This window comes from Reticulibacter mediterranei, from assembly GCF_016587455.1.
The window spans coordinates 4347674-4372980 of the sequence record NZ_BNJK01000001.1 but is presented as its reverse complement, the minus strand read 5'-3'; the positions used below and the strand labels follow the sequence as shown (position 1 = coordinate 4372980).

At 50.8% G+C, this 25307-nt stretch carries 29 protein-coding genes and 1 tRNA gene; 12 read left to right on the top strand and 18 right to left on the bottom strand.

Translation table 11 applies throughout. The features are described 5' to 3' along the window. Nucleotides 1-27 precede the first annotated feature (27 nt). Complete coding sequence (locus K3T83_RS18825) at nt 28-777, bottom strand: SDR family oxidoreductase (protein WP_220204497.1); 750 nt, start codon at nt 775-777, stop codon at nt 28-30. A gap of 192 nt (nt 778-969) precedes the next feature. Here K3T83_RS18825 and K3T83_RS18820 point away from each other — a divergent pair, with 192 nt between their 5' ends. Next, nucleotides 970-1896 carry an MmyB family transcriptional regulator gene (locus K3T83_RS18820; RefSeq protein ID WP_220204496.1) on the top strand — a complete coding sequence of 309 codons (927 nt, stop codon included), beginning with the start codon at nt 970-972 and terminating at the stop codon, nt 1894-1896. 67 nt (nt 1897-1963) lie between these two features. Here K3T83_RS18820 and K3T83_RS18815 read toward each other — a convergent pair whose 3' ends face one another. After that, nucleotides 1964-2233 (bottom strand): DUF5348 domain-containing protein, encoded by a 270-nt coding sequence (locus tag K3T83_RS18815; RefSeq protein ID WP_220204495.1) that lies wholly within the window; start codon nt 2231-2233, stop codon nt 1964-1966. 202 nt (nt 2234-2435) lie between these two features. On the opposite strand from K3T83_RS18815, the gene K3T83_RS18810 reads away from it, so the two are divergent. Both K3T83_RS18810 and K3T83_RS18805 read left to right on the top strand, forming a co-directional pair. After that, nucleotides 2436-4478: a DUF4132 domain-containing protein gene (locus K3T83_RS18810; protein ID WP_220204494.1), complete on the top strand. Its 2043-nt coding sequence runs from the start codon at nt 2436-2438 to the stop codon at nt 4476-4478. Between the two features lie 53 nt (nt 4479-4531). Continuing rightward, complete coding sequence (locus K3T83_RS18805; RefSeq protein WP_220204493.1) at nt 4532-4993, top strand: hypothetical protein; 462 nt, start codon at nt 4532-4534, stop codon at nt 4991-4993. Here K3T83_RS18805 and K3T83_RS18800 read toward each other — a convergent pair. Next, nucleotides 4940-5806 (bottom strand): helix-turn-helix transcriptional regulator, encoded by an 867-nt coding sequence (locus K3T83_RS18800; protein WP_220204492.1) that lies wholly within the window; start codon nt 5804-5806, stop codon nt 4940-4942. The two genes, K3T83_RS18805 and K3T83_RS18800, sit on opposite strands and share 54 nt — an antisense overlap. Before the next feature lie 300 nt (nt 5807-6106). On the opposite strand from K3T83_RS18800, the gene K3T83_RS18795 reads away from it, so the two are divergent. Further along, complete coding sequence (locus K3T83_RS18795) at nt 6107-7261, top strand: hypothetical protein (RefSeq protein ID WP_220204491.1); 1155 nt, start codon at nt 6107-6109, stop codon at nt 7259-7261. A gap of 138 nt (nt 7262-7399) precedes the next feature. Here the strand turns inward: K3T83_RS18795 and K3T83_RS18790 are convergent, their stop codons facing one another. The 7 genes from K3T83_RS18790 to K3T83_RS18760 all read right to left on the bottom strand — a co-directional run bounded on the left by K3T83_RS18790 (nt 7400) and on the right by K3T83_RS18760 (nt 12768). Further along, complete coding sequence (locus K3T83_RS18790; protein WP_220204490.1) at nt 7400-7795, bottom strand: PPOX class F420-dependent oxidoreductase; 396 nt, start codon at nt 7793-7795, stop codon at nt 7400-7402. Between the two features lie 130 nt (nt 7796-7925). Continuing rightward, nucleotides 7926-8822, bottom strand: coding sequence for a permease (locus K3T83_RS18785; RefSeq protein ID WP_220204489.1), 897 nt, complete (start codon nt 8820-8822; stop codon nt 7926-7928). Between the two features lie 4 nt (nt 8823-8826). Continuing rightward, nucleotides 8827-10401, bottom strand: coding sequence for a radical SAM protein (locus K3T83_RS18780; protein WP_220204488.1), 1575 nt, complete (start codon nt 10399-10401; stop codon nt 8827-8829). 54 nt (nt 10402-10455) lie between these two features. After that, entirely contained in the window at nt 10456-10791 is a 336-nt protein-coding gene (locus tag K3T83_RS18775; RefSeq protein ID WP_220204487.1) for a hypothetical protein, read from the bottom strand. Between the two features lie 17 nt (nt 10792-10808). Further along, complete coding sequence (locus tag K3T83_RS18770; protein ID WP_220204486.1) at nt 10809-11204, bottom strand: hypothetical protein; 396 nt, start codon at nt 11202-11204, stop codon at nt 10809-10811. A gap of 433 nt (nt 11205-11637) precedes the next feature. Beyond that, on the bottom strand, nt 11638-11991 hold the full coding sequence (locus K3T83_RS18765) for a hypothetical protein (RefSeq protein WP_220204485.1): 354 nt from the start codon (nt 11989-11991) through the stop codon (nt 11638-11640). An 18-nt stretch (nt 11992-12009) separates the two neighbouring features. Further along, nucleotides 12010-12768 (bottom strand): prolipoprotein diacylglyceryl transferase, encoded by a 759-nt coding sequence (locus K3T83_RS18760; protein WP_220204484.1) that lies wholly within the window; start codon nt 12766-12768, stop codon nt 12010-12012. Between the two features lie 291 nt (nt 12769-13059). Here K3T83_RS18760 and K3T83_RS18755 point away from each other — a divergent pair, with 291 nt between their 5' ends. Then, nucleotides 13060-13407 carry a hypothetical protein gene (locus K3T83_RS18755; RefSeq protein ID WP_220204483.1) on the top strand — a complete coding sequence of 116 codons (348 nt, stop codon included), beginning with the start codon at nt 13060-13062 and terminating at the stop codon, nt 13405-13407. A gap of 130 nt (nt 13408-13537) precedes the next feature. On the opposite strand, the gene K3T83_RS18750 is transcribed toward K3T83_RS18755, so the two are convergent. Together K3T83_RS18750 and K3T83_RS18745 are read right to left on the bottom strand one after the other, a co-directional pair. Further along, nucleotides 13538-14128, bottom strand: coding sequence for a helix-turn-helix domain-containing protein (locus K3T83_RS18750; RefSeq protein ID WP_220204482.1), 591 nt, complete (start codon nt 14126-14128; stop codon nt 13538-13540). Nucleotides 14129-14158: 30 nt separating this feature from the next. Continuing rightward, entirely contained in the window at nt 14159-14905 is a 747-nt protein-coding gene (locus K3T83_RS18745; RefSeq protein ID WP_220204481.1) for an RNA polymerase sigma factor, read from the bottom strand. 534 nt (nt 14906-15439) lie between these two features. On the opposite strand from K3T83_RS18745, the gene K3T83_RS18740 reads away from it, so the two are divergent. Beyond that, on the top strand, nt 15440-16636 hold the full coding sequence (locus K3T83_RS18740) for a radical SAM protein (RefSeq protein WP_220204480.1): 1197 nt from the start codon (nt 15440-15442) through the stop codon (nt 16634-16636). A gap of 117 nt (nt 16637-16753) precedes the next feature. Here the strand turns inward: K3T83_RS18740 and K3T83_RS18735 are convergent, their stop codons facing one another. Beyond that, nucleotides 16754-17071, bottom strand: coding sequence for a hypothetical protein (locus K3T83_RS18735; RefSeq protein ID WP_220204479.1), 318 nt, complete (start codon nt 17069-17071; stop codon nt 16754-16756). A 300-nt stretch (nt 17072-17371) separates the two neighbouring features. Here K3T83_RS18735 and K3T83_RS18730 point away from each other — a divergent pair, with 300 nt between their 5' ends. Both K3T83_RS18730 and K3T83_RS18725 read left to right on the top strand, forming a co-directional pair. Then, complete coding sequence (locus K3T83_RS18730; RefSeq protein WP_220204478.1) at nt 17372-18193, top strand: response regulator; 822 nt, start codon at nt 17372-17374, stop codon at nt 18191-18193. Nucleotides 18194-18249: 56 nt separating this feature from the next. Further along, entirely contained in the window at nt 18250-18522 is a 273-nt protein-coding gene (locus tag K3T83_RS18725; RefSeq protein ID WP_220204477.1) for a hypothetical protein, read from the top strand. A 424-nt stretch (nt 18523-18946) separates the two neighbouring features. Here the strand turns inward: K3T83_RS18725 and K3T83_RS18720 are convergent, their stop codons facing one another. Beyond that, nucleotides 18947-19990 carry an NAD-dependent epimerase/dehydratase family protein gene (locus K3T83_RS18720; protein WP_220204476.1) on the bottom strand — a complete coding sequence of 348 codons (1044 nt, stop codon included), beginning with the start codon at nt 19988-19990 and terminating at the stop codon, nt 18947-18949. Between the two features lie 213 nt (nt 19991-20203). Between K3T83_RS18720 and K3T83_RS18715 the strand changes: the two genes are divergently transcribed. Next, the gene (locus K3T83_RS18715; protein WP_220204475.1) at nt 20204-20497 is read left to right on the top strand and encodes a hypothetical protein; all 294 of its coding nucleotides are present in this window, start codon (nt 20204-20206) and stop codon (nt 20495-20497) included. Here the strand turns inward: K3T83_RS18715 and K3T83_RS18710 are convergent. The 3 genes from K3T83_RS18710 to K3T83_RS18700 form a co-directional block, all read right to left on the bottom strand. Continuing rightward, nucleotides 20492-21553 carry a LacI family DNA-binding transcriptional regulator gene (locus K3T83_RS18710; protein WP_220204474.1) on the bottom strand — a complete coding sequence of 354 codons (1062 nt, stop codon included), beginning with the start codon at nt 21551-21553 and terminating at the stop codon, nt 20492-20494. The genes K3T83_RS18715 and K3T83_RS18710 overlap by 6 nt on opposite strands. Nucleotides 21554-21811: 258 nt before the next feature. Then, nucleotides 21812-22459, bottom strand: coding sequence for a DUF7002 family protein (locus K3T83_RS18705; protein WP_220204473.1), 648 nt, complete (start codon nt 22457-22459; stop codon nt 21812-21814). A gap of 23 nt (nt 22460-22482) precedes the next feature. Beyond that, entirely contained in the window at nt 22483-22863 is a 381-nt protein-coding gene (locus tag K3T83_RS18700) for a winged helix-turn-helix transcriptional regulator (RefSeq protein WP_220204472.1), read from the bottom strand. 204 nt (nt 22864-23067) lie between these two features. Here K3T83_RS18700 and K3T83_RS18695 point away from each other — a divergent pair, with 204 nt between their 5' ends. After that, nucleotides 23068-23508, top strand: coding sequence for a TIGR03667 family PPOX class F420-dependent oxidoreductase (locus K3T83_RS18695; RefSeq protein WP_220204471.1), 441 nt, complete (start codon nt 23068-23070; stop codon nt 23506-23508). A 110-nt stretch (nt 23509-23618) separates the two neighbouring features. Here the strand turns inward: K3T83_RS18695 and K3T83_RS18690 are convergent, their stop codons facing one another. Further along, a complete protein-coding gene (locus tag K3T83_RS18690) occupies nt 23619-23846 on the bottom strand; it encodes a hypothetical protein (protein WP_220204470.1) in 228 nt (75 codons plus the stop codon). A 503-nt stretch (nt 23847-24349) separates the two neighbouring features. On the opposite strand from K3T83_RS18690, the gene K3T83_RS18685 reads away from it, so the two are divergent. After that, on the top strand, nt 24350-25030 hold the full coding sequence (locus K3T83_RS18685) for a CHAP domain-containing protein (RefSeq protein WP_220204469.1): 681 nt from the start codon (nt 24350-24352) through the stop codon (nt 25028-25030). 197 nt (nt 25031-25227) lie between these two features. Then, nucleotides 25228-25300: transfer RNA gene (locus K3T83_RS18680), tRNA-Arg, on the top strand. Nucleotides 25301-25307: the final 7 nt, after the last annotated feature.

The window sequence follows — 25307 nt, the reverse complement described above, 5'->3', positions numbered from 1 at the left end:
CATCGAAGATCCGCGATCCCAAATCCGCTAGATCTGTGCCTGTCCCCCATCGACGAACAGTTCGATCCCGTTGATAAAGCTGCTCTCATCAGATGCGAGGAAGACGGCAACTTTCGCCAGTTCTTCGGGATCGCCCAGACGTCCTAACGGAATGATGGTAACAAGCTCCGCCAGCAGGTGCTTGCGCTGCTCCTCATCCCTTCCTAATTGCTGAAGTCCAGGCGTATTCGTTGGGCCAGGAGTCAACACATTGACACGAATCTTGCGATCCTTCAAATCCATCATCCAGCCGCGTGCGAACGACCGGATAGCAGACTTGGTGGCGCTATAGACGCTGAACGCCGGGATACCAGTAACTGAAGTTGTCGAACCGGTGAGAATGATCGAGCTGCCATCTTGCAAGAGTGGCAGCGCCTTTTGCACCGTAAAGAGCGTCCCTTTAACGTTCGTGTTAAACGTCTGGTCAAAGTGTGCCTCTGTAATTTCCCCTAATGCAGCAAATTCTCCTCCACCAGCGTTAGCGAAAAGGATATCAATATGATCATGCTGCTGCCTGATCGTGCTATAGAGATGGTCGAGATCTGCTAGCTTCGAGATATCAGACCGAACGCCAGTGATGTTTTTCCCAACTTTTTTGACGGCTTCATCAAGTTCGTGTTGCCGACGACCGGTGATGTAGACATACGCACCTTCGGTAATGAAACGCTGTGCCGCAGCAAGGCCAATGCCAGTGCTTGCGCCCGTAATAACCGCCACTTTTCCTGCAAGTTTTGCCATGATTGTTCCTTCCGTTTTTCTCTATGATTTGTGAGATACAAATGGATGAACCTGTTTACTCATGTACTGGTTCCAGGAAATAGTATAGAAGGGCGTAGGTGTTATACCAAGTGTAAAATTACACCCGGATTGGCGAGGGATCGTTCCATCTTTTTTGATGAGCCTGGTCAATCCTCACCACAGGAGAGAGATATGATTGAGAGCATCCCCGGTTCTTCTCAAAAGCCTGCGATGCTGCGTGAACTTCTTGAGGAGATTGAAATTCTGCGCATCGCTCGTCAGCAAGAGGTGAGAAACCATCCTCATCCATTCCTCAAACGGTTCACACAGCAGGAGTTAACAGATGAGGCGTGTCCCACCTATAAAAACTTACTTGTTGGTCGCTCACAGCGCATTCCGAGCCGCCAGACCTTAATGCAAATTGCCGATTATCTCGAATGTAGCATGGTTCAGCGCAACAACTTACTCTTAGCCGCTCGCTATCTTCCAGAAAGCCTTGAATTGACCGGCTCCGAACTTCAACTGGCGTTAAAGCTGGGTAAAAATCTCATGCAAACGCTCCCTTATCCGGCCATACTGGTAACACATACCCTGCACATCGAGGCCATCAACGAGTTGTTCCAGCGCCTCTTCGCGCCTCTTCCGCTCGCCACAATTCCGCAAGAACAGCGGCATATGCTCTCTCTCTTTTTTCGCCATGACCTACCGTTTCGAGAGCGTTCGACCTTCAATAAACAGGCCACCAAAGCCTGGCAAGCAGGAGTGAGTCGCGGCATTCAACTTTTCAAGGAGAGCAACAGGTTCTACCAATTTGAACCCTGGTATCAAACACTGGTGGAGCAGTTCTGTGCTGTCGCCGATTTTCGCCAGTACTGGGAACAAGAAGTAGTCCCTGCGACGCTCACTCAGCAACAAGAACTGCCAAAGCTATTGTTGGGCAGAAATGCAATTACTGGAGATGTGCAACAGATTCAACTACGGCAGGTTCGTATCTCGGTCTGTAGCCGCATGTATCCTTGCATTATAGCGCTACTCCCCCTGGATGAGCCAGCCCGTATGGTCGTTACATCTCTTGGCAGCACTGAGGAATCAAATATGAGTGCCGCTGGCCTATCCTAAAATACCGCAGCATTTTGATCTGAGGAATATGAGATATCTAGTTTAGCGCAATCCTTTCATTCTGGTCTCAACTACTCTTTTTGTAATGAAGGGAGTTCTCGATATGCGCGGGAAACGTCAATGCGAGGGCAACATCGGGGGTTCGCGCACGCAAGCCTGCGGCCAATCGAATCCCGACCTGATCTCTCGTAAGCAGATACCAGCCAGAATTATCGCGATGCACCATTCCAGAGAGCCAGTATCCCATGACATATAGCTCCAGAGGGTGCCCCTTGCCAACTGACTTGCCATTGAGTTCGAGTTCGTCGCGTTCTTGATTATACACCAGTCTGTTCATAGCTATGTAGCAGCATCTTTCTTTACCATATTTCGGTCTTCGCCGAAGTTATTTATACTACGCAATAATCTTTCAGATAGTTTCACAAGATAAGCGGCCAGAATGTGGCTGTATCAGCAAATCGTGCCCCTGCTTACCACTTTTGGTGCTGCGAAAAAGAAGAGAAATAGAGAGAACAATTGCCAGGGGGGAAACAATCAAAATGGATGCACAGGCACAATTACGCATGATTGATATCTGGAGCCAGTGGGACCTCGCCTTTGGCGAACATGCCGACGAACTGCGGCACTATTTCACGGCTCATCTCGATACATTGCACACGTTGATGTTGCACATGCTTTCCAGCCGGGGCCGGCGACCGACAAAGAAATGGTTGCGCGAGTGGCAAGAACTCAAACAAACCATACCGACTCCTCTTCTGCGTCCCTTGCTCATGGGATTGGCGGCGAAAAGAGAATGGTATATTGGTCCTGCAAACCCGGATGATGCCCGTGTGCTGCAAGCGCTGGAGCGTGGAGAGCATGTTGCACCCAGCATTAAGCACTCCCACAGTTCCATCACCGTTTACAGTTCCAATGCCTATGACTATCTCGGCTCGCGAGGCTGGCACAAACACGGCGATATCTGGTATGAGCGCTTCAGTGGCAAGGGGACAACACGCACCCGTAAGATCGCTCAAGCTGCTTGCTGGGCGCTGGTGGATTTTCCCGACCCACAGGTCCGTGATCTCCTGATGGATATTATGCGTGCCAAGCTCCGCAAACCAGCACTCTGGACGATGGCGCAATGGAGCGACGATAACGCCGTTGCTCGTTTGCTTCAACTGACACGACTCACCAGGCAGCAGAAACTCCATCTAGACATTGCAGAGACGCTCAGAATCATCGCCGATCAGCAAAATATATCGGTGGAGCAACTGAAGGATCGAGTCATCCTGCACCATGAGTTGAACGCTCAGGGAGTGCGCACATGGCCCGTTGGTGCCGATACAGTTCGGCTCTCAATCAGCGCAAGCGGACGTGTACAGCGCGGCATAAAATGTGCGAGCGGAAAATCATATCGCAGTCTTCCCCCGGAACTAGACGCCACCCACAAAACAGCCTGGCAAGCGGCAACCTATGAAGCAAGAGCACTCGCCATCACGCTCTCAACGCAGAAAAATCGCCTGGAGAACGCAATGCGTGAGCAGCGCAATTGGTCGTGGGAGGCATGGCAAAGCACATTTGCACAGCATCCCGTCTCCGGCCACCTGGCCCGACGCCTCGTCTGGGCTATCTCCACAGCTGATGGAACCCATCTTGCCTATGCCACCTACAACGTGCAAGGGAGTTGGCTAACAGCCGAGGGAGCAGAGGTGCAGGTCGCAAACGAACATTGCCTGCATATCGCACACCCGATCGAAATGCAGCCCGAGGATCATTCACGCTGGCAACGTTATATCGTGCAGCACAAGATCAGCCAGCCCTTCAAACAGATGTTTCGCGAAAGCTATCTGCTCACTCCCGCCGAAGAGGAGACGCGCACTTATAGCAATCGTTTCGCCTCGCATATCATTTCCCAGAGTCAACCCAATGCCCTCAATCGTGTGCAAGGCTGGCGCTCATCGTATAGAGTTTGCTGGTGTGATTTCCCACAATATAATATGCGAGCCTACTTCTGGTGCAATTACAATTATCGCCACACCTACACTGCGACAACCGGGCAGATCGCCTTCTATCCCATTCAACATAGCATGCTCTGGACTCGTCCTCGCCTCGACCTGGACACTGCCTGTCTACCGCTACATGATGTTCCCCCTCACATCTTTTCGGAGGTCATGCGCGATATCGATCAATGTGTGATCAGTGCCAGCCAGGGAACCGATCAGCATTGGGAAGTAGAGGACCAACCGCTCCAGCAACATCGCAGCGACGCTCAGAACCAACCGCCACATCAGCGCGAACAATTGTTGCGCGAACTAATCCCCTTGCTTGAGCTGGGCGAAACGATTCAGATCGCGGGGCGCTGTGCCTATATCAGTGGAAGCCGCTGCCTGTATAAAGTCGATCTGAGCAACGGCACCATTTACACCGAACCAGGAGGGCGCTATCTCTGTATCGTGCCGCGCTACAACACGCAAAAGCTCTATCTGCCCTTCGAGGAGAACGACCCGAAAACATCCGAAATTCTCAGCAAAATTCTGCTGCTCTCACACGACGAAACCATCACTGATACCACCATCTTACGCCAACTGCCAAAAGTTTAACCATCAAGAAATACAATTCATTGTTCATTTCCATCAAGAGAAAGGATTTAGCAATGCTCACACTAGAAGTACATACCAAAAATATCGGTTCTATTAAAGCGGAGGGGCCGGAATGCCTTACCCTCAACCTGTTGGAGGAGCGGCTGACAGTTGCCGAGTTGATCCAGAGGGCGGTTGAAGAGGGTGTTCGTGAAGAGGTAGCAAAGCGCATGCAAAAGATGGCTGGCTCGCTGGGGATATTCTCGCCAAAGGAGGCAAAACAGCGTGGATATCTGACCGAAGAAGAGATCGCCGCCCAACAGCAGCAGGGCAAGATTCATTCGCCCGATCAATTCAACAGCATCGCCACAGCCGACGCTAAAGCCCAGGTTAAGAAGGCGCTACGAGCCTTCCAGGTTGGCACGTATATTGTTTTGATCGATAACAAACGCGTCAAAACCCTGGATGAAGAGATCACCTTCTCACCGACCACCAGCATACAGTTCTTGCGCCTGACCCCGCTGATCGGCGGCTAAGAGCGCTTCCAGTTTTGCCAGCGTTGCAGGGTTCGCCGTATACACCAGTAGCCTCAAGTCAGGGTTGGTCGGCACCTGCAACGTCACAAACTCAAACTCCAGATAGCCCAGTTGGGGATCCTGCATCTCCTTATGACAATCTGGAATGCTCAGTACATCGTGCTGCGCCCACCAGTTACGAAAATCCTCGCTCGTTCGCTGCAAATCATCGATCAGTCGGGCAAACCGCTCGTCATCAGGGTAGCGCACGCTATCGGCACGAAACTGCGCAACCAGCCCACGCCCCATCTCGGTCCAATCGCCATAGCGCTCCCTAATCGTCTTGTCGCTAAAGATACGCCAGAACATATTGCGCGTATAAGGGGGCGGGATATTGTGGAAATCAAATATATTACCGGCTGCCAGATTCCAGGTCACAATATCCCAACAGCGATCCATGATATAGGCAGGATGAGGGTCGAGCGCCTTTACCATCCGCTCTAAAGCCAAGCTCACCTGTTCCTTTATCGGTAACTCGCGCGCCGGGAGAGAGTGGAGTGCCAGCAGAAACAGATGGCGGCGCTCATCAGCTGTCAGTTGTAGCGCACGAGCTACGCTCTCCAACACCTCCTCAGAGGGATTAACAGGCCGTCCCTGCTCCAACGAGGTATACCAGGAGGTGCCGATATTCGCAAGTTGAGCGACCTCTTCGCGGCGCAAGCCAACCGCGCGACGGCGGAAACCATGCGGCAATCCCACATCACGTGGCGAGAGGCGCTCTCGCCGCGTCCGCAAAAACTCCGCCAGTTCTCGACGACGTTCTATTTCATCCATATGCTAGCCTCTTTCGCTTCTCAGTGTAGCATCTCGCGTCAAATACATACTAGCATGATCCTTTACTTTCAAACATTATGATACACAATAACATAAGCAAAAAGTACCCCGCTGTAAATCCTGTAAAAAACCAGCGTGTTTTTCGTTAGAAGCAATAATACATGAGTAGTGGTACATAAAGGTGACATCATTGATGAACTGGCTCGCTTGATAGTATTTTTCAAGATGATGATCGCTTTTCACATAGATTATAGAATAGAGGCTTTTTGTTTATTTACGGCTTCAGGAGGATGGCATCACATGAAAACACTGCGACACTCGATACCCTTCGCGCTACTTGCCCTGCTGTCAATTTTGCTGACTGCATGTAGTGGCATGATGGATCAGGGCGGACAAACGGGCACGACAAACAAGAACAATGGAGCGAATCAGAAGACAAATCAGAATATGGACAACGGGACAACCGCAAACAATGGCATGAATAACAACAATGGCAATATGGATAACGGGAATATGCAGGCCATTACGGTAACACCCGATACAACTGGCAACACTACGGCCTTTATCCGCACAGGCAAGGCCACCATCGATGGCAAAGATACGAGCGTGCTCTTGACGAGCAAAGGCTTTCCGATCTACTACTACAAACCCGACACTGCACTGAAATCCACCTGTACCGGCGACTGTGCCAAAGATTGGCCACCCGTCCTGGCAACACAGGGAGCGATGATTTCCAGCTCGGTCATGCTACCCAAAGAGTTATCGGTTCACCAGACCGCCAACGGCATGCAGGTCTTCTATGACGGCCACGCCCTCTATACCTATGCATCAGATAAGCAAGCTGGACAGGCAACCGGTCATGGCGACGACATGGAGTGGTTTCTAGTAGACTCCATGATGAACGCGATGGCAACTACCAAGAATGGCGATATGATGAACGGTGGCACGCCTACCGCCACAACTGGCAACATGAACAACGGGAACATGAACAATGGTGATATGAATAACGGGAACATGAATAACGGGAACATGAATAATGGCGACATGAACAATGGCGGCATGGCGCCAGTGATTACCATTGTTCCCAATATGATGGGGAACATGAACGCATTTATTCATATGGGAAAGGCCACCATCAACGGCAATAAAGTTGATGTCCTCATGACGAATAAAAACTTCGCGCTGTACTACTATCGCGCTGACACCATGTTCACATCCACCTGTACCGGCGATTGCGCGAAAGACTGGCCCCCCGTTATGGCTCCGCAGGGTATGATGACGATCTCCAGTTCAACCACACTGCCGAAAAAGCTCTCGATCCATCAGACTGCCAACGGCATGCAGGTCTTCTATGACGGCCACGCCCTCTATACCTACGCCGAAGACAAAGACGCTGGCAAGGCAACTGGTCGTGGCGAAGATAAGCTGTGGTATCTCGTTGGCACCCTGTTGTAACCGATCAGCAATGATGCTGTTGCCCTCCATTGCGTAGTTGCGCGATTTATCGCGCGGTGTGACACCTGTGAGAGTGGGCCACGCGCGATAAATCGCGCAACTACGCAATGGAGGGTAATATTATATAAACGAGCTTCTTCACACATCTCGCTTAGAATAAGGCAGCTTTCCCGCCAGATCCCAGGCAATAATGCGTTTGGGATAAAGGCGAATGATCTCCGGGCTAAAAAAGCCTGGCACGATATCCTCCCCACCTTCAGGAAAGACCACTGCTCGTGCGCGAATCTCGATGCCGCGCCCTCCTACCTCAGTGAAATCGTCAACGACAAAAGAGGCCACGCCATTGCGCACCACGTTACGATACTTTTGCGATTTGCCATTGTTCGGTCCGCCGATATCGATTGTATCCAGCTCAGCATTATAACGAAAAGTCACGGGCGCATTCTGTGGCTCCCCACGCTGATTGACAGTTGCCAACCTTCCCGCCTTCTGTGACAGCAAATATTCCAGCTCTATTTCTGTAAATTTACTCATAACACACCTCATATCTCTCTTCCTGACAAGAACAGCAAAATTGCCTGTTTCTTCTAGAGAGAAGGATACCATCCTGGCCACAGAAACAAATCGTCCTTCTAGCCAGAAGCGGACTGTCCTTTTGCACAGTCTAGAGCCACAGAAAACCCGTACCAACCAGCATATAGACCAGCAACGTTGCGCACACGAAGCATATCATTACATACGGACGAAGTACACGTCCCAGCACGACCATTTCGGGCAGGCTGAGACCCGAAGAGGCGATCATAAAGGTCAGCACAACCGGGATGGCTGCTCCATGCTGAATCAGGGCAAAACCGATAGGGATAAGCAAGAGAATATCGGCATAGATGACGCTGCCCACTAGCGAAGCCAGTGGTATGCCCAGGCCAACGCCCCATTGACCCAGGCTCACGACCGTACTGGTCGGGATCAACAGATCGATGATAATACCTCCAAGCGTCGCCAGCGCCAGCCAGGGCAGCAGTTTTCGCGTGAACTGTCCTCCTAGCAGAGCAGCCTTCTTCCACATCACACGCCGACTGCCCGCCGCCTCATCCCCCTCCTCAAGCCACAAATAATCGCGCAATGCGCGCTCTCGCGGGATGCGTCCCAGCAACCAGCCAACAATGATTGCGGCTATCAGGCAGGCGGCAGCATAAAAGAGCGCGATACGCCAGCCAAAGACCACGAAGAGCAGGATGATCGCACCAAGATTGATCGTCGGCGAGGCCAACAAAAACGAGATGGCCGGTCCCAGCGGCACCTCGACTTCGAGCATGCCCAGAAACAGCGGCACCGCCGTACAGGTGCAAAAGGGAGTGATGGCCCCCAGCAGCGCCGCCAGCACGTTTCCGCGCAATCCAGGCCAGCGTGTGAACAGGCTCTGTAACCGCGCAAATGACATGCTCTGTTTGACATAGAAAGCCAGCGTCGCCGTGCTAAACAGCAGGACACCGATAAAGACCAGCAGCGCCGGAAAGAACAGCAGTCCACGCCAGGGCAGCGCCGAAGAGAGAAAGTTCATGCCACTACCTCAAATGGGGATCATGCAAAGTCTCGTCCGTCTCGTGATCTGTGTAATACTGCTCTGTTTCCCGTCCTTCCTGATCGCGAAAACGCGTCTTATGCATATATCTGGGACGATGCAGCGTGTTGTACGAACAGAACGGCATAATCTTGCCATCAGGCAGGACATGATGGACGCAGCACTTCTTGGCCGAGCGCACATCAAAGTTCCAGGCATCCATAAAGGCGATAATGACGATGCGGAACATATTCTCATATAGCACGCTCCCATGCTCTTTTTGCGAGAGTGCCGCTGGCGAAACAGGCAGGCAGCAGCTAAAATCGTGCAGAGCGTTGGCGGTGCTGAGCGGCATCGAGGCGGACCAGAGCCGCATCAGAGCGGACCCCACAACATCCTTCATATCCTCGATCCTGAAATTGATCTGGTTGCCGATCACATCTAGATAGGCTTTGACATCGATATAGCGCGGCAGAGGCTTCACCTTTTTGCCCTTCACATATGCGTATGTCATGCTGATACAATCGCTATGGCAGGGCAGCGGCACAAAATCTGAGGCGCGGAATACGCCATTTGTCTGCTCGTCGATAGCACGAATCACATCCGGCACCGTTGTACGATCCAGCGCATTGAAATCGTCGTGGCGACCAACACTGGTCACAGGCTGAAGCGTCACGCCGCGCACCATCTTCTCCGCAACGCCAAACTTGATAATCTCGCCGATCTCGTCCTCGTTCACGCCGCGTTTGATCGTCGCGGTCAGATTGATTGGGATCTCATATTTTGTCAGATTGGCAATCGCTCGCTGTTTGATCTCGCGCAGATCCAGGCCACGTAACTCTTCATAGGTGCTCTGTCGAAAGCCATCAAATTGCAGATAGACCTCGAAATTGCCCTTGAAGGCGCTCAATTGACGCACAAACTCCTCGTCACGGGCGATACGCACGCCATTTGTATTGATCATCATGGCCTTGATACGTTTCGTTTTCGCCATCTCCAATATCTCGAACAACTGGGGATGAATCGTCGGCTCGCCGCCGCTGAACTGCACAACATCAGCATAACCCTCGTTCTCCACGATGGTATCAAGCATGCGCTCCACCTCAGCGAGTGGCGAGAAGCGCCCCACATCGGAGTTCGCAAAACAGGTGGGACAGCGCAAATTGCACGCTTCGGTAATCTCAACCAGAGCCAGACAGGAGTGTTGTTCGTGGTCCGTACACAGCCCACAATCGAGTGGACAGCCCTGCTCAACACGCGTCTGAAAATGGCGTGGCAGCGTGCCGGGCTTGTTATACTGGCTCTGGCTCAGATAATAGGCGGCATCTGAGGAGATCAGCGTACGCATCGCTCCATGTTCCGGGCAGGTCTTGAGCATATAGACTTTGTTGTTCTGCAAAATAATCTTCGCCTGCACAACCTTCAAGCACTCTGGACACAGGCTATTGGTGAAGTTGTGGTAAATATATGGCCGGTCGTGCCGCGCCATCAGTGGATCTTCCGGGCCAGGAACAGAAACGCCCTCAACAGGTGTTACTGGCAACGCTGCCAGCTCACGACGATTCTTACGGTTGCGCATGATAAACAAATTCCTTCCTTGATGTATATTCCAGGATAGAGGATTACAACCAGACTATCGATAAGAAAACAGCACTAAAGGCATTACAATAATTAGAGCTAGCAGTAATCCAAAACTCCGAATACGTGTTTTTGGGTGAATTATGCCGGGTATAGAAGCTGTAAGCAATATCGTATATACAATATTGCTCTGCTCAGGTGCGGCTTTAAACGCTAACAACATTACAAGCACTCCAAATACAAATCCCACTACAAGATGAAGTAAGATAAACGCTACACGCTTCCAGAGAGGAGGAGGATAAACTACATCTTGAAACGAATAGATTTCCCTATTTTTCTTCATTTCTCCTATAAACTGTTTTTCTTCATTCAAATGATCCTGTTCTTGCATCTTTCAAATTTTTCCTACTAACACGCGCGATAACACGCTCTAAACGTTGCAAAGCATGTGATGGTCCATATAACAGGGGAAATAATCGCCATCGTTAAAAGCCCATAGCCCACGAAGCGCACACGTGAAATGCAAAGGCAGACTATTGCTGCGGGCCAGAGGGCAAAGTAGCCATAGAAAGCAATGGCACCTAGAGCGCTAAAGGCCGGGGCAATGCCCAGGAAACGACTGATTGACAGGAAAAAGAGAGCCAGAGGAATACAACCAATGGCAAGGCCAATAAAATACTGAAGTGGGCGGTTTATTTCTGGAGGAGGATAGACCACTTCATGAAAGGAATAGATGCCATCAACCCTCTTCGCCTGTCGCTCGGGCTGCTGTTCCTCTTGATTAAAATGATCCTGCTCTTGCATCCTTCAAAGTCTTCCTTGTCTAATATGCATTATGATAACAGACTCAGAACATTACATATACTAATATAACAAATATAGCAGGCAAAATAATTGCCGTCGTGAATAATCCATAACCCATGAAGCGTGCATAGTTAATGCACAGGCATATTATAGCCGCAATCCAAATGAACAGATAGCTACATAAAATAATGACGCTCGAAATATTAGAAACCATAGTAATACTCAGAAAACCGCTGAGAAAAGGAAAAAGAGTTCCATGGGAATACAACCAATAATAAGGCCGATAAAATACTGAAGTGTACGGTTCGTTTGGTGAGGTGGCGGCGGGGATATCTCTTTAAAGGAAAATATCTCTCGCTCTTGTCTTTCCCCTCTCTGCTTAGAATAATCACTATTCTGCTCTTGCATCCTAGACACACCTCTCGCTCTAATACTAATTCGCCTGGATGATCAACATACAACCATAGACCGCCACAACCGGGGTTATTAGCAACAATGTCAACAAACCATACCCTATGAAACGCTTCTCTCGTTTAGTCAGGTAGATAATGGTGATGACAAGCAGAATAATGTAAACAATCACCCCTATTGCCGTAGGAAAAATCCCATTTACCCCATAGTTAGAGCGAGAAAGGCGTGCCACGACACCACCTATCAAAAAGATGACCAGCGGAATGGCTCCATAGGCGACTCCGAGCCAGTACTGCCGCTTTTTATTCGGCTCCGCTATAGGCGGTGCAGACTCATCAAGAGAAGGGCGCTCATCCGGTGGAATTTGATCGCTCATGCTGTTCCCTCTTTTCCATTACAGCGAAACGGTCTCGGCTCCCTCTGGTACACGCTTCATGGCTCGTGCCTCGCGGAACGAGCGCCATAGGCTATAACTAAAACCAGCGATGGAGATCGCATAAAGCACCTGCACCAACGTAAAACCGAGCAGGACACGGGGATCGGCGCGAGTAAAATCAACCAGGAAACGGAAGCTGCAATAGCCAACGACATAGAGCTTGAAGAGATCGCCGGAGCGCGGCATTTTATCGCGCAAACGCCAGATGATCGCGAACAGAACAAGGTCTAGGATCATTTCATAGAGCGCCGAAGGTTGACGACGCACACCCTGCTGCATAATGGCCCAGGGTAGAGAGCTAGGGAGACCAAAGGGATCGCCGCCAAGCAGATTGCCCAGCCGTCCAATCGCCTGAGCCAGCGGCAGGGCCGGAGCAAAAATATCGCCAGTCGCATAGTTGATGTGAGTAAAGCGCTTAACCAGCAGGACGCCCAGATAGCCACCAAAGAAGGCTCCCGTCCACGCTTGCCCACTATACCACAAATAGGGCAAATCCTTGATAAAGTTTTCGGGGCCAAGAAAAATAAACATGCTGACCTTTGCGCCAATCGTACCACCAGCGAGCGCGCCTAGAGCTACTCGCAAAATCGCTTCGGTCGCGCGGTGCTGTCGCTTCGCCTCATAATAAGTAAGCGAGCCGCCAATAATATAGGCACAAAGGAACATTAAAGAATATGTGGAGATCACATATGGTCCGAGACGCAGCCAGGGATACATAACCGGTTCCCTCCCATTATTGAACAAAAAATGTTCATGATACATGCATAGCAAGCACATCATAGCTGAAATAGAGAATAGCATACTTACAGTAAGTATAGCAGCTCGATTATAGAGAGAGGATGGGTCATTTGACCCATTTTGCGATTCGCAGCGAAATGTGAAGTAGATCATCCGAACAGTATGCAACCCCTCATTGACTTCCAAGTGGTTCTCATGTACCCTGACAATAGTTATACAATGGCACAGATATGACGGGGTTGAAATAGAAAAAGCACGAAGGAGACGAGTATGTCTGAAAGTGAAGCACAGCAACTTGGAGCAATAATTGCAGCCTCTTCGCTTATTATTGGTCTAATTGCACTGGCAGCAACGGTTTTTGGCATCTTTATTTATTGGAAAATCTTCTCGAAAGCGGGGTATAGCGGGGCAATGAGCCTGCTTATGCTGGTCCCTATCGCAAATATCGTGGTGATCTGCATGCTGGCCTTTGGCAATTGGCCTATTCTACAGGAGTTGGAGCAGTTACGCGCGCAGGTCAGGGGAGGAGGCCAACCCTTCCCGCAGCAACCATCGTTCTATCCACCACAACAACCACCCTATCCCCAGCAACCACCCTATCAGGGACCGCGCTATTAAAAGCATTTCGTAGTTGCACGATTTATCGCGCCCGGCATATGAATATAGGTGTGAAAGCACAAGCGTGATAAAGCGCGCAACTACGAAATTTCGAGGTGTTTCAGGGGCGAAGTGTCCTTTCAGCATTGTGTTATGCATCCAGCCAGAATTGTTGATCCTCCTGAGACATCGTGCTACGAGCAATGGCGTCGGTGAAGCTCTGTTTTTGCAGGCTCTGCTGCTCGTTACGGGCGGCCTCGCGCGTCTGGCGGCGATTGAACGAGACGGCGGGCTGCGAGCTATTCAGCAGGGTTGAAAACTGCTCGATGCTGACCTGGAAGTAGGCGGCCAGACGATCCAGTTGACGTGTACTCAGGCTCACCAGCTCGATAGCGCCAGACTCAAACTTATTCCATACATCAACGCTGAGGCGCAGCCCTTTCGCCACATCAACTTTGCTGAGATGGCGGTTCCTGCGTAGCTCGGCCAGATTTGCCGCAACAGCTGGGGCCACAAACACGCGCTCCAGTGCCTTCTGTGTGGCACGCTGCGTCAATGGCAAGAGCGTTGCATTTTCTTCTAAAGCCACCGTTTCGGTCGCGTAGTAACCAGCCATAAAATCAACGAGAGCAGCTTGTTCGCCGGGATGATCGAGCAATAGCTTGCGTTGGGCCTCTGCATCGCCAGACTCTCTAGCGGCTAGCCATTCCATCTTCAATCGCTGTAATTCAGGAGTATTCATATCCTTCACGCCTTTCTGTTTCCCCAACCGCTATTGCTGCTGGATCACTGGTGCATAAGCCACCTGTTGCTCGCGCGTAATGCACTCGCGCAAGTAGCTGCGAGCGCGCTCGTAGCGCAACCGGACAGTGCGTTCCGTCCTTTTGCAGATCGTGGCGATATCGTCCCACTTACGCCCCTCGATGGCACGCAACACCATAATCATGCGGTCCAGAGGATCACTGAGATAAGTTAAGATACGCTGACTCTCCTCCTGCGCGTGCAAATGCTCATATTGGTCAAGAGGATCGGCTACATCCGCCGCTGGCGCGCTTTCATCATCGGGCGGCTGTGGTCGCAACTGATCAACCAGCGCACGTGGCACATGCATTGGTTTGCCCGACGGTCGCCCCTCGTCGTCGCGCCGATAGTACAAACCCTCCTGGCGCAACACCCGATTGAACTCATCTACGCAGAGACAACGTAAATAATGAATAAAATTTTGCGTCATAAATACTTCCTGGGGATTAAGCGCCTCACGCAATAGATGCTCACCCATATTCGCAATCGTCTCTTCCCGCAGTTCAGGACGATGACGCAATCCCTGTGAATGACGCTGAAAGATAGGGGCGCAGCGATTCAGCAACACCTCGGCCAGCCGTTGCACATCTGCCATCCTGTCCTGTGCCTGCAACGCTCGCATATTCAAAACAAGCTCGATCTCACTTATTTCATATCGCCCCTCCGCTGTCCGCTGTTGCAGCCGCTTATCCAGCGTAGGATCAGTCAGGTCGATCATATTTCTCCCCCGGTCACTATTTCTTCTTCCTGCGTTCTCTTTCACTTCGTGGCCTCTGTCATTCCATTCTTTTTGCCAACAAAAAAGCGGTAATTCTCCATTATCCAACCGTTCAGATAGATAGCATACCAATTATTTGAGCGTGGGACAAGCAGAAGAGATGAAAATAAGACAAATGGCCCGTCAATACCAACGAATGAGGTAGCCTATTTGGTACATCTCCCGCCCGGCAAGTTCCCATATACGAATGTATGCGTCGTAGTATACGATGGTAACTTGCGAGATGTCTTGAGGTTTTATAGACTCAGTTGGTGGGAATAGCCATCGTTCGCAATGGCCGCGAGCAGGAGCTTGTCCTCTATCCTACAATGAAATCATATAACCTTTGCAAAAGAGGGAAGGCAGAAAAAGATAACACAGTACATCACCTGCAAGTTATTATAAGCTTTACCCAAAAAAGATAAAGGTCTACAAGTTTTTTGATACGGCCAGCTTATTAAGCATCTTACCTGGCTAAAAGGGAGAAAAACAGACGTGCTTGAAGTTCTACCCAATATTGCGAAGTCACAGGCATCCTATATATTGAATAAGCCGCTTGTGCTTCCTATGAATCTAACCATCAGCGTGAGCTATCGCTGTAACTCCCGTTGTAAAACATGTAATGTCTGGCAGCGTCCAAATGATGATTTCACAATAGAAGAGTATGAGAAAACATTTGCGTCTCTCGGTCAAGCCCCTTACTGGTTTACCTTCAGTGGCGGCGAACCAACGCTGCGCAAAGATCTGCCAGATATGGTAGAGTCAGCCTACCGCAATTGTCGTCCTGGCATCATTAATATTCCCACCAACGGCATTCAGGATAAAATTATTCCGGGCCGCATCGAGAAAGTACTCCAGGCCGCACCCGGCTCAGACGTGATTATCAATCTCTCTCTGGACGGTGTTGGCACAAAACACGACGAAGTACGCGGCGTCAAAGGCAATTTCGAGCGCGCCATGCGTACCTATGCCGGGTTGAAAGCGCTCAAGTCACGCTACAAAAACTTCACCCTCGGCATCCACACGGTTGTCTCCAACTTCAACATCGACGAGTTCGACAACATCCGCAAATTTGTGCTGGAAGAACTCAAGCCCGATCAGTTTATCAGCGAGATCGCGGAAGAACGCGTTGAACTGGATACCGTTGGTATGGGCATCACTCCTCCACAGGAAAAATATAGTGCTGTCATCGAGCGCTTGCAGGAAGATATCCGCAACGAAAACTCGCAGGGCGTGGCCCGCATCACCCAGGCCTTCCGCCAGCGCTACTATGATATCGTGAAACGCACCCTGGTTGAGAAGCGGCAGATCATCCCCTGCATGGCCGGTATTTCGTCCGCCCAGATCGCTCCTAACGGCGATGTCTGGACCTGCTGCATCCGCGCCGAGTCGGTCGGCAATCTGCGCGAACATAATTACGACTTCGGTTCGGTCTGGCGCACCGCCAAAGCAAACGAGCTACGCCGCAGCATCAAAGCTGGCGAGTGCTACTGCCCGCTGGCAAACGCTTCCTACACGAACATGCTAACCCATGTGCCAACGATGTCTAGCGTTGCATTAGAGGTTGGACAGAAGACGCTCATGGAAGCGCTCAAGGGCAATAACGGCAAATCGTCCAAACTGCGCAACTTGCCCGTAATTAATGCTGCTCAGGAGGCCCAGGCATCCTCGGCTGAGAAAGTTCGGGTATAAGCACCAGATAATATGCGTCGTAGTGGAGCGATTTATCGCGTGTGGGTTCGAGTTGCCTCCTAGATTGCCCAACGCGATAAATCGCTCCACTACGACGCATATTGCGGATAGGAAAGATTATTCCTGCGGATGATGCGGCTCTCGCCCAAGCTTGATCGCACGCATTTGCAAGCTGGTCTCTTCCAGAAAGGTTTTGCGCAATCGATCAAGTTCCTGGCGCAATTCGGCCATTTCTTCTCGATGAAGGCGCTCGTAGGCTTCCAGGCGTTGCTGCAACAGCAACATCTGATAGGCAATATCGCCATGATTCCCTGGCGGGTTTTGTAAGGCCGCAGCTCTTTGAGCTTTAAGAATCGCTCGGTGTTCCTCGGTAACAGGCTCATCCTCATGTGAGAGGGAGGCGTGTTCGGCCCTGGTTGCATCGGGTTCGGTCATTCGTAGTCTCCGTCTGTGTTTCAATTCCTGATATGGATGGATGATGAGGCCGGATTGCTCTCGTCGTAGTATCTTATATGTTTCCGTCAGAGTAAAGTGGCTACCGTATAGAGAATTTTGACCAATCGTATCATTATCTGCAACGAAATGGTTGCCATCAACGTCCACACTCATAGTAACATACATGACGGGGATGTGAGCGGCAACAACGCTACAATGAATTAAAAGTACCTATACAATAAAATATGCATAACCAGAGAGAGTGTGTTATTGTAAGATTGATATTACAATGGAGTTTGTATGACAATCACATCTTTCCCTTCTCCCCCTGTGACCTGGCTCAATGCTTCCTCTCCGCGTACCTCATCAGAAGATGATACTGAACCTGACGATGTAAGCGAGCAGCAGAAGGCAGCCGCCGCAGTTGAGACTGAACTCACAGCAGATGCACCTATCGCTCAACAAACAGAGCAATGTTGCAAGCGCATCCGAGTTTTGGTCGTTGATGACCACGAAGTCGTGCGCAAAGGCATCATCTCTCTTCTCTGTGAGAAAGAGGAATTTGAACCGGTGGGACAGGCGGCAACCAGCCGCGCGGCGCTCCTGTTGACCCAACAATTGCAACCTGATATTGTCTTACTTGACATCTTTCTAGGCAAAACAAACGGGCTGGATATAGCACAACAGCTCATGCGATCCAGCCCCGACACACGCATCGTCGCCTTTACTGGCTCCAGCGACGACGAGCAATTGTTGCGTGCCATGCGCCTCGGTGTTCATGGTTATGTGCAAAAAGCGCAATCGCTCGACGAGCTGTTAGCGGTGTTACATGCCGTCGCCAGGGGAGAGCGAGCGATTACAGAACCGCGCTCCGTCACCAGGATTCTTGATGAGTTTAGCCGCCTGACAAAAGAACAGGAACGTCTGCGTTCCGGGCTAACCGATCTCGAAATCGAGCTGGTGCGACTGGCCGCCGAAGGTTGTAGCAATAAAGAGATCGCCGCTCGTCAGTTCTGGAGCGAGGTGACGGTCAAACGCAAAATGCAAGATATCTATCGTAAATTGAATGTGACAGACCGCGCGCAGGCCGTTGCTGAGGCGATGCGCATGGGATTGATTTAACAGTATATGTTCGTGAATTATTGTCGTTTCATAACCTATTGAGGAGGAATTCTACTATGACCGAGTGTCCACAGTGCGGAACGATGAACGAGGATGACGCGAAGAACTGTAAAGGTTGCCGCGTCAATCTATACTGGGCTTTCCAGCATCATGAAGAGTTGACGAAGCTGCGCCTATCAAGGGATCTGCCGCCTCGCCCACAAACAGCCGCCTTCCTGGTGGATACAAGCAAGCGCGTGGATGATGGCCCCACCGCTGGCTGGCTCCACACCACCATCAAAAAGTTCGGTTTCAAAGGCGCTGGCAAAAAAGTTAGCACAATGGGCTAATGTATAGCAAACAGGAATGAGGTTAGACGCAATCTCATCCCTGGCTTATAAACTACAATGTCCGTCGTAGTGGAGCGATTTATCGCGTTGGAGCAGCCTGGGAAGCTTCCCAGGCTGCTCCAACGCGATAAATCGCTCCACTATGCTTAAAGGGGAAAAACATGTATAATCTTGACCCTCCCGTGTTGTTCCTGCTGCCAGGCCGGTTGTAGAGGCTGCGGCCAAGGTGTATTTACACCATCAACCGCAAGCAAACTCAGTTGAAGGCGCGATTCATGTTATTGAGGCAGGTATCGCTTTCTTTGAAGAAGCCTGTGTTTGGTGGCTGGAGTATAACAAAGAGTGATTGCAATCAAAAACAGCTTTTTCCAATTGCAATCACTCTTTATTATTGGCCGGTTTAATTACATGCTCACTATAAAGATTAGTTGCGGGCACCGGCGAGAGGAGCGTTCTGGCTGGCAGCAGTGACAGGTGGTTTGTTGAAGCCACCGGCATTGAACCACTCGGCGGCCAATTTGATACCGTCGCGCAGGCTCACTTGTGGCTCATAACCCAGTTCGCGCCGGGCTTTGTCTACGCTGTGGCGATTGTCGGAGCCAAACATCATTGCGCCAAGCTGTGTGGCGGGCGGCTTCATTTTGAGATTCGCCGCGACAAAAATCCTCTCGGCAACCGTCGCACCTGCATAAATGGGGAGGTAGGGCAGATGAAGGGTCGGGCGCTGACCACCAACAGCATCAGCAATGGCATCAAACATTTCTTTCTGCGTCAACGGGCGATCATTGGTAATGTTGTACACGTTGCCCGGAGCCTTTTCGTGATACGCGGCCAGCATATAACCCTGCACAATATCGGTGACATAGCAGAACGGCAGCGCGTTATCGCCTTTGCCCAGCAGCAACCCTTTGCCATCCTTGACCTTCTGGGCCATGCGACCAAAATGCAGATGATCGCCAGGGCCAAAGAACGTGCCGGGACGCAGGATCACTGTCTCCATGTCGCTTGTGAGCAACAGGCGGCGGATCACGCGATCGCCTTCCGCTTTGGTCAGGCTATAGGGATCGGGATCAGGTCGCAGGGGATCTTCTTCGGTCATGAAGCGGCCATACCCCAGACCATAGACGGTATGAGAGCTGGTATGTACAAAACGCCGTACACCGGCCTTCTGTGCTGCTTTATAGAGATTCTCCGAACCATTGACATTGACCAGGCGATAATCAGAGAGAGGCCGCCAGACGCCCATCATGCCTGCCAGATGAAAAATGAGATCAACCCCTTCCACGGCCGGACCAAGTGAACTGCCATCAGTGATATCTCCTCGCACGACCTCTACGCCTTGCGCCGTCAATTTATCCGTATTTTCAACGGGCAATACCAACGCCCGAATATTCTCACCGCGCTCCTGCAATTGCTTTATAAGATGTCCACCAAGTAGACCAGTTGCACCGGTAATTAATACTTTCATAGAATATTCATCTCCGTTCTTCCATCGCATAGAGTGGATTTATCGGTGTACAATAGAAAGTAAGAGCTTGTCAATTTATGCAACGAGTGGGCAAGGCACCATAACGGTTATGCGCCTAAAAGTACTGTATCCTCTTCGCGAACAGGTACATAGGCATGGTTGTCTTTATTTTTCCCGCTTGCTGCGTGACAAATACATAAGGAGGACAACAAGATGACTCAGAAGGCTGAAGCCAAAACAGCAACGCAAGATACAACTCAGGCAGTGGCGCAACCTGCTCCCGATACAACAGTCGAAAGCTACCGGGTTCACTATCCTGCATGGCCCACATCAAAGCCTGGACCACGTACTACCCCGCCACCAGCAGGGACGAAGCCGATCAACGCCATTCGCCGCGAGCAGGTCACTCCCGTTATCTACGATCAGGAAACAGGAGAGCCTGTGTTACCAGAGGAAACGAAAGTGACGGGGGAGCAGAGGCTTGGCAAGCGCAAACAGCGTCTATAACGCTTCCCTGTAGGGCGCGGTCGAACTGCGCTCTACAACGGTCGTTGGCAGCACCTCCAGCGGGGGAATCTCTTCATTGCGCAGGGCTGCCAGCAAGCGGAGAGTACCAGTGCGGCCAAGTTGACGCAAAGGGATACTCACCGTCGTTAACTGGGGAAAGACGATCTGTGCCATTGGCAAATCACCGAAGCCGCAGACGGAGATAGCGTCCGGTACCCGCCAGCCCATCTCTCCCAGCCCCAGCATCACGCCAAAAGCGGTCTGGTCGTTGGCAGCAAAGATAGCCGTTGGTCGGTGCTCCACTGGAATCTGCGCGATATCGTGAGCTGCACGCTGCCCCCCCTCGCGATCAAAATTACCCGTCAGGATCAAATGTGGATCAAGCGACAGACCAGCTTCAACCAGTGCCGCCATATAGCCCTGCAAGCGCACATTGGCAACCGTCAAATTAGAGGGACCGGCCACAAACGCAATACGACGATGCCCCAGTTCCAACAATCGCGTCGTCATCGCACGCGCACCACCGAAATTATCAGTCTGTATCGATGGCACACCCAGCGTATGTTGAGCCAGCGTAATGATTGCCGCCCCGCGACTCTTCATCTCGTTCACGACCTCTTCAAGGCGTTGAGCATGACTCGGCTCATTGAGCGCACCACCAGCAAAGAGCACGCCATCGGCCCGGTAATCGCGCAATGTACGCAGATAATGCAGCTCTTTTGCAGGCTGGCGATCCGAATTGCAGACAATGGTGAGATAGCCATGCTCACTGGCAACATCTTCCACACCACGCATAATCTCGGCAAAATAGGGGTCAGCATTATCACCAACGATGGCAGCTATCAGCTTACTACGCTGAGAACGGAGGCTCCGCGCCAGCGAATTCGGTGTATACCCCAGCTCCGTTGCAGCTTTTAACACCTTCTCGCGCGTCGCGATATTCACAGGATACGATGAATTACTCATAACTCGGCTGGCTGTGGCGATAGAAACCCCAGCGCGCTCCGCGACCTCCACAATGGAGGGCGGCTGTTTTGATAGTGATCGTCTTGCCATCGCTTTTACTATACTTTCTACCCAATAGAAAACTTTTCTGTTTCACTCTACCAGATTTATACCGCACAGTCAACTGCGATGTATATCATAACTGTGCCATATTCTATCAAGTGCAGGCATTCACCCGTTTCCAAATCATATGTGCCTGCCTTCCTTCCCTGACAACTCCGCCTGTTTTTACCACACAGAAAGATAGTAAATGTTTTCTACGCATCTTACTCAATGAGATGGAACTGGCCATGAGAGGAGAAGACCAGATCAATGATAGGCTGGAGTAAACAATTGTCCGGGTGCCAGTTGCTGTACCTCGACAACGAATTGCATGATATCTGGGATCGATCCAGTAACGGTCAATTCCACAGGATGATGCGACGATGGCCGTACCGGGGTGCCCAGGCTTGCAGCTTCGCTGGTCCAGGCGGAGGTGATCCAGGCCGCGTAAGGAACGAAGGTTGCCGCTCCCCGCCTGGCGGGACGACGACGGGCATTCCCGGTATTGATCGGTGTTACGGCAATCTTCTCAGCATAGGCAGCCACGAGCTTGCTTGCATCCACCGTCAACACGACCTGAGGGCGTGGTTCACAGGCCGCTCGATGCCGATTGAGTCGCGCCGGATCGAGCCAGAAGAAGACGCGGGCATTGATAAGTGCGTACCATTCGGACGGCGTGAGGCCGATCAAGCAGTTTGCCAGAGCTGTCGGAGGCATGGGTCGTTGATCCCGAAGCTGAACCCCATTCAGTAGTTCGGTATGCGTCAATCGCTGCTGCTTCTCCAATCGTTCCCGGTCCTCTCCGCAGATGTCCGCAAGATCCAGCAGTGCGCTAGTGCTGTGCAGGCCGTTCCGCTGGATTACAGGCCAATTGGCAGCTTCAGCCATATGGTAGATAAAGGCAAACTGAACCATTTTTATTTAGCGGCTTTCTAGCCTCAAGATGATTTCTCTTGCAAAGCAACATTGTCTGGCTCTAAATGGGAACGAATTTCCTGCTCATGCGTTTCTCCCCAGGTTGCAATCGCTGCGATCACTGGTTCAAGCGTCCTGCCAAAAGTGGAGAGGGTATACTCGACTTTAGGGGGAACCACAGGGTACACCGTCCTTATAATCAACCCATCTGTTTCTAATTCACGTAATTGCTGGGTGAGCATCTTATCGGTGATACCAGGTAGCATGCGCTTAAACTGAGCAAACCGCATGATCTGGTAGCGATACAATTTCCATAAAATACGCGGCTTCCACTTGCCAGCCATCAACGCCAATCCAGCATCAACTGGACACTGAAAGAAGCGGGCTTCTACCTGTGTACCCATACTTTCCTCCAGGAGAGTACCTACCTTTTTTGTACGTTCTTGTTTTAAAGATAGCTCAATGGTATGCTTGTGTCAAGCCGGCGCGTACCACAGATAGAGCAAGGACGATGATGACCTTGCCTTCTCCGAAAGGAATGAGAGTAATGTCAACGTTTGCACTTACTCCACCGTGCAGAAGAGCAATAAACGAAAGGACTTTGAAGAATGAGCTTTCAACTTCCAGGTGACAACACGCTTTTTGGCAAAAATGTACGGCGTCGTGTCCATGAAGAGTATCTCATATGGCTTACTACGGTGGATACGCGTGGAATGCCTCAGCCCGCCCCCGTCTGGTTCTGGTGGGATGAGACAGCTTCCAATTTTTTGGTCTATAATCTAGCTCATGCCAGACGCCTGGATTTTGTGCGCCGAAATTCCCAGGTGGCGCTGCATTTTGATGGCTACCGGACTGGTTCTGGAATCATAGTATTTACAGGGCGTGCCCAAGTCAGCACTTCTGAACTTCCAGCTGACCAACATCAGCTCTATCTAGCAAAATATCGTCATTGGATGACCAGCACATTTGGTTCGCCAGAACAGTTTGCAGCGGAGTATTCGGTGGCATTGCGCATCCATCCTATAAAGGTGCGAGGCTCATCTTCATAGGAGAACTTTCTATAACTTGCACCATCCTGATGATCACGAAAAAAGACATCAAGATAGCAAGAAGCCGCACCAGCATAGCAACTGGTGCGGCCTTCGTTTCACCTATGTTTTTAGTGCTTCTTTTGTTTTTTGCCCTTGTCCGACTCTTCAGCAACCTTACGAGCAGCCTCGCGAATCTCCTCTTCAGCCTCTTTGCGCTCTTCTTCTCTCTCATGAGCTGCGTGACGAGCAGCCTCACGAATCTCGTGCTCGGCCTCGTTGCGCTCAGCCTCATGCTCACGAGAGGTTGTGTGGGTCTTCTGCTGCTGCTCTTTTTTCGTCTCTTTATGATCGCTCATAGCTGAATCTCCTTCTTCCATTTCAATCCATCGTACATGCTTCAATCATTCACGAAAAGTAGCGCTATCTTCAATTTTCCACTTTACAGGCCGGGCAAGCGGCCGAGTGACCAGGATCACTATTTACAATACGATCAAATCCGTCTTCTCGCCTCAACTAATGATGAGTTTATGTAATTTACCAAAAGTAACTATATAATTAAATTACTGGTTGCAACTTTAAAATAGTATATTATTATGCATTAAGAGCTAGAAATGATAAATTCTTTCTCTCTCTAGCCCATATGATCTATATATCAGTATGTACCATGACAACTCACTGTGTATAGTGCTACTATGCATTAGTTCCTTTTTTACTGAAACGCCAGTTGATTGAACCAATCGTCTGCGTCTGTGTCGAGAAAGGAACGATTTCATGCGGGGGTCTGCAAGTCGTAGAATCGAGAGAGGATACATTGCAAACACATCAACACGTCTGGAAGTTAATTCAGTCACATAAGGTAATGAAATTTGTAGCAAGGACAGGTGTAGCAGCAATATTTGGTTTGCTCATAACAGGAGCCACTGTCGGGGGACATGTAGAGGGCAAGAGTGCGCCTCCGCTCAAACGGGTCGCGCACACATCTGGAGTATCTTCCTGTTCCGAAGGCGAGCATACCCAAACACCGGGTAGTTCTTCGGGCGGGTTAACAAATCACATCAGCCCGGATTCTAGCAGTATGATGACCTGTGTTGCTGACGACAACATAGCTGCTCGTCATTCTGCAAAGGGGGCCATGAACGCTCTGCAAGCGCCTCGGGTTCTTATGCGAGCGAACGCAGTAGCGATGGAAAGCGCAAGAAACGCATTTCCATATGGTGCATGCACATGGTATGCCGACCAGCGCTACCATGATCTGCACGGCACTTATGTTCCCTGGACGGACAATGCCAACGCGTGGCAATGGCCGCAACGGGCCAATGAGTACGGTTGGCGCGTCTCTTCTACTCCCCAGGTGGGATCGATCATTGTCTTACAGAGCGGGGTGCAGGGAGCATCCTGGCTGGGACATGTCGGAGTTGTTGAGCAGGTAAAGGGCAATAGTAGCGTCATCGCCAGTTCGATGAACTGGGGTGCCAATCCCTGGGCAGTCACCCGCTGGCAATTTCACACAGGACCGGGAGTGACGTTCATCAGCCAGTAGCCATTGTCGCGCTCGCGCTATAATGCAAGCGCAGCAATTATACATTGGCGAAGAACATCGTTTCCAGACCCCATGCACAATAAAGCTAACAGGCGGATATCTCTTGGTTAGATATCCGCCTTATAATTTACGAAATATAATTCTGACCTTAAAAAGTGTAGCGACTGTTGACCAGCTATGGTAATATAGAGGGAGTTGGGGCTGTAGCTCAGTGGATAGAGCGTCGGTTTCCTAAACCGTGCGTCGGAGGTTCGATCCCTCTCAGCCCCACTTCAAA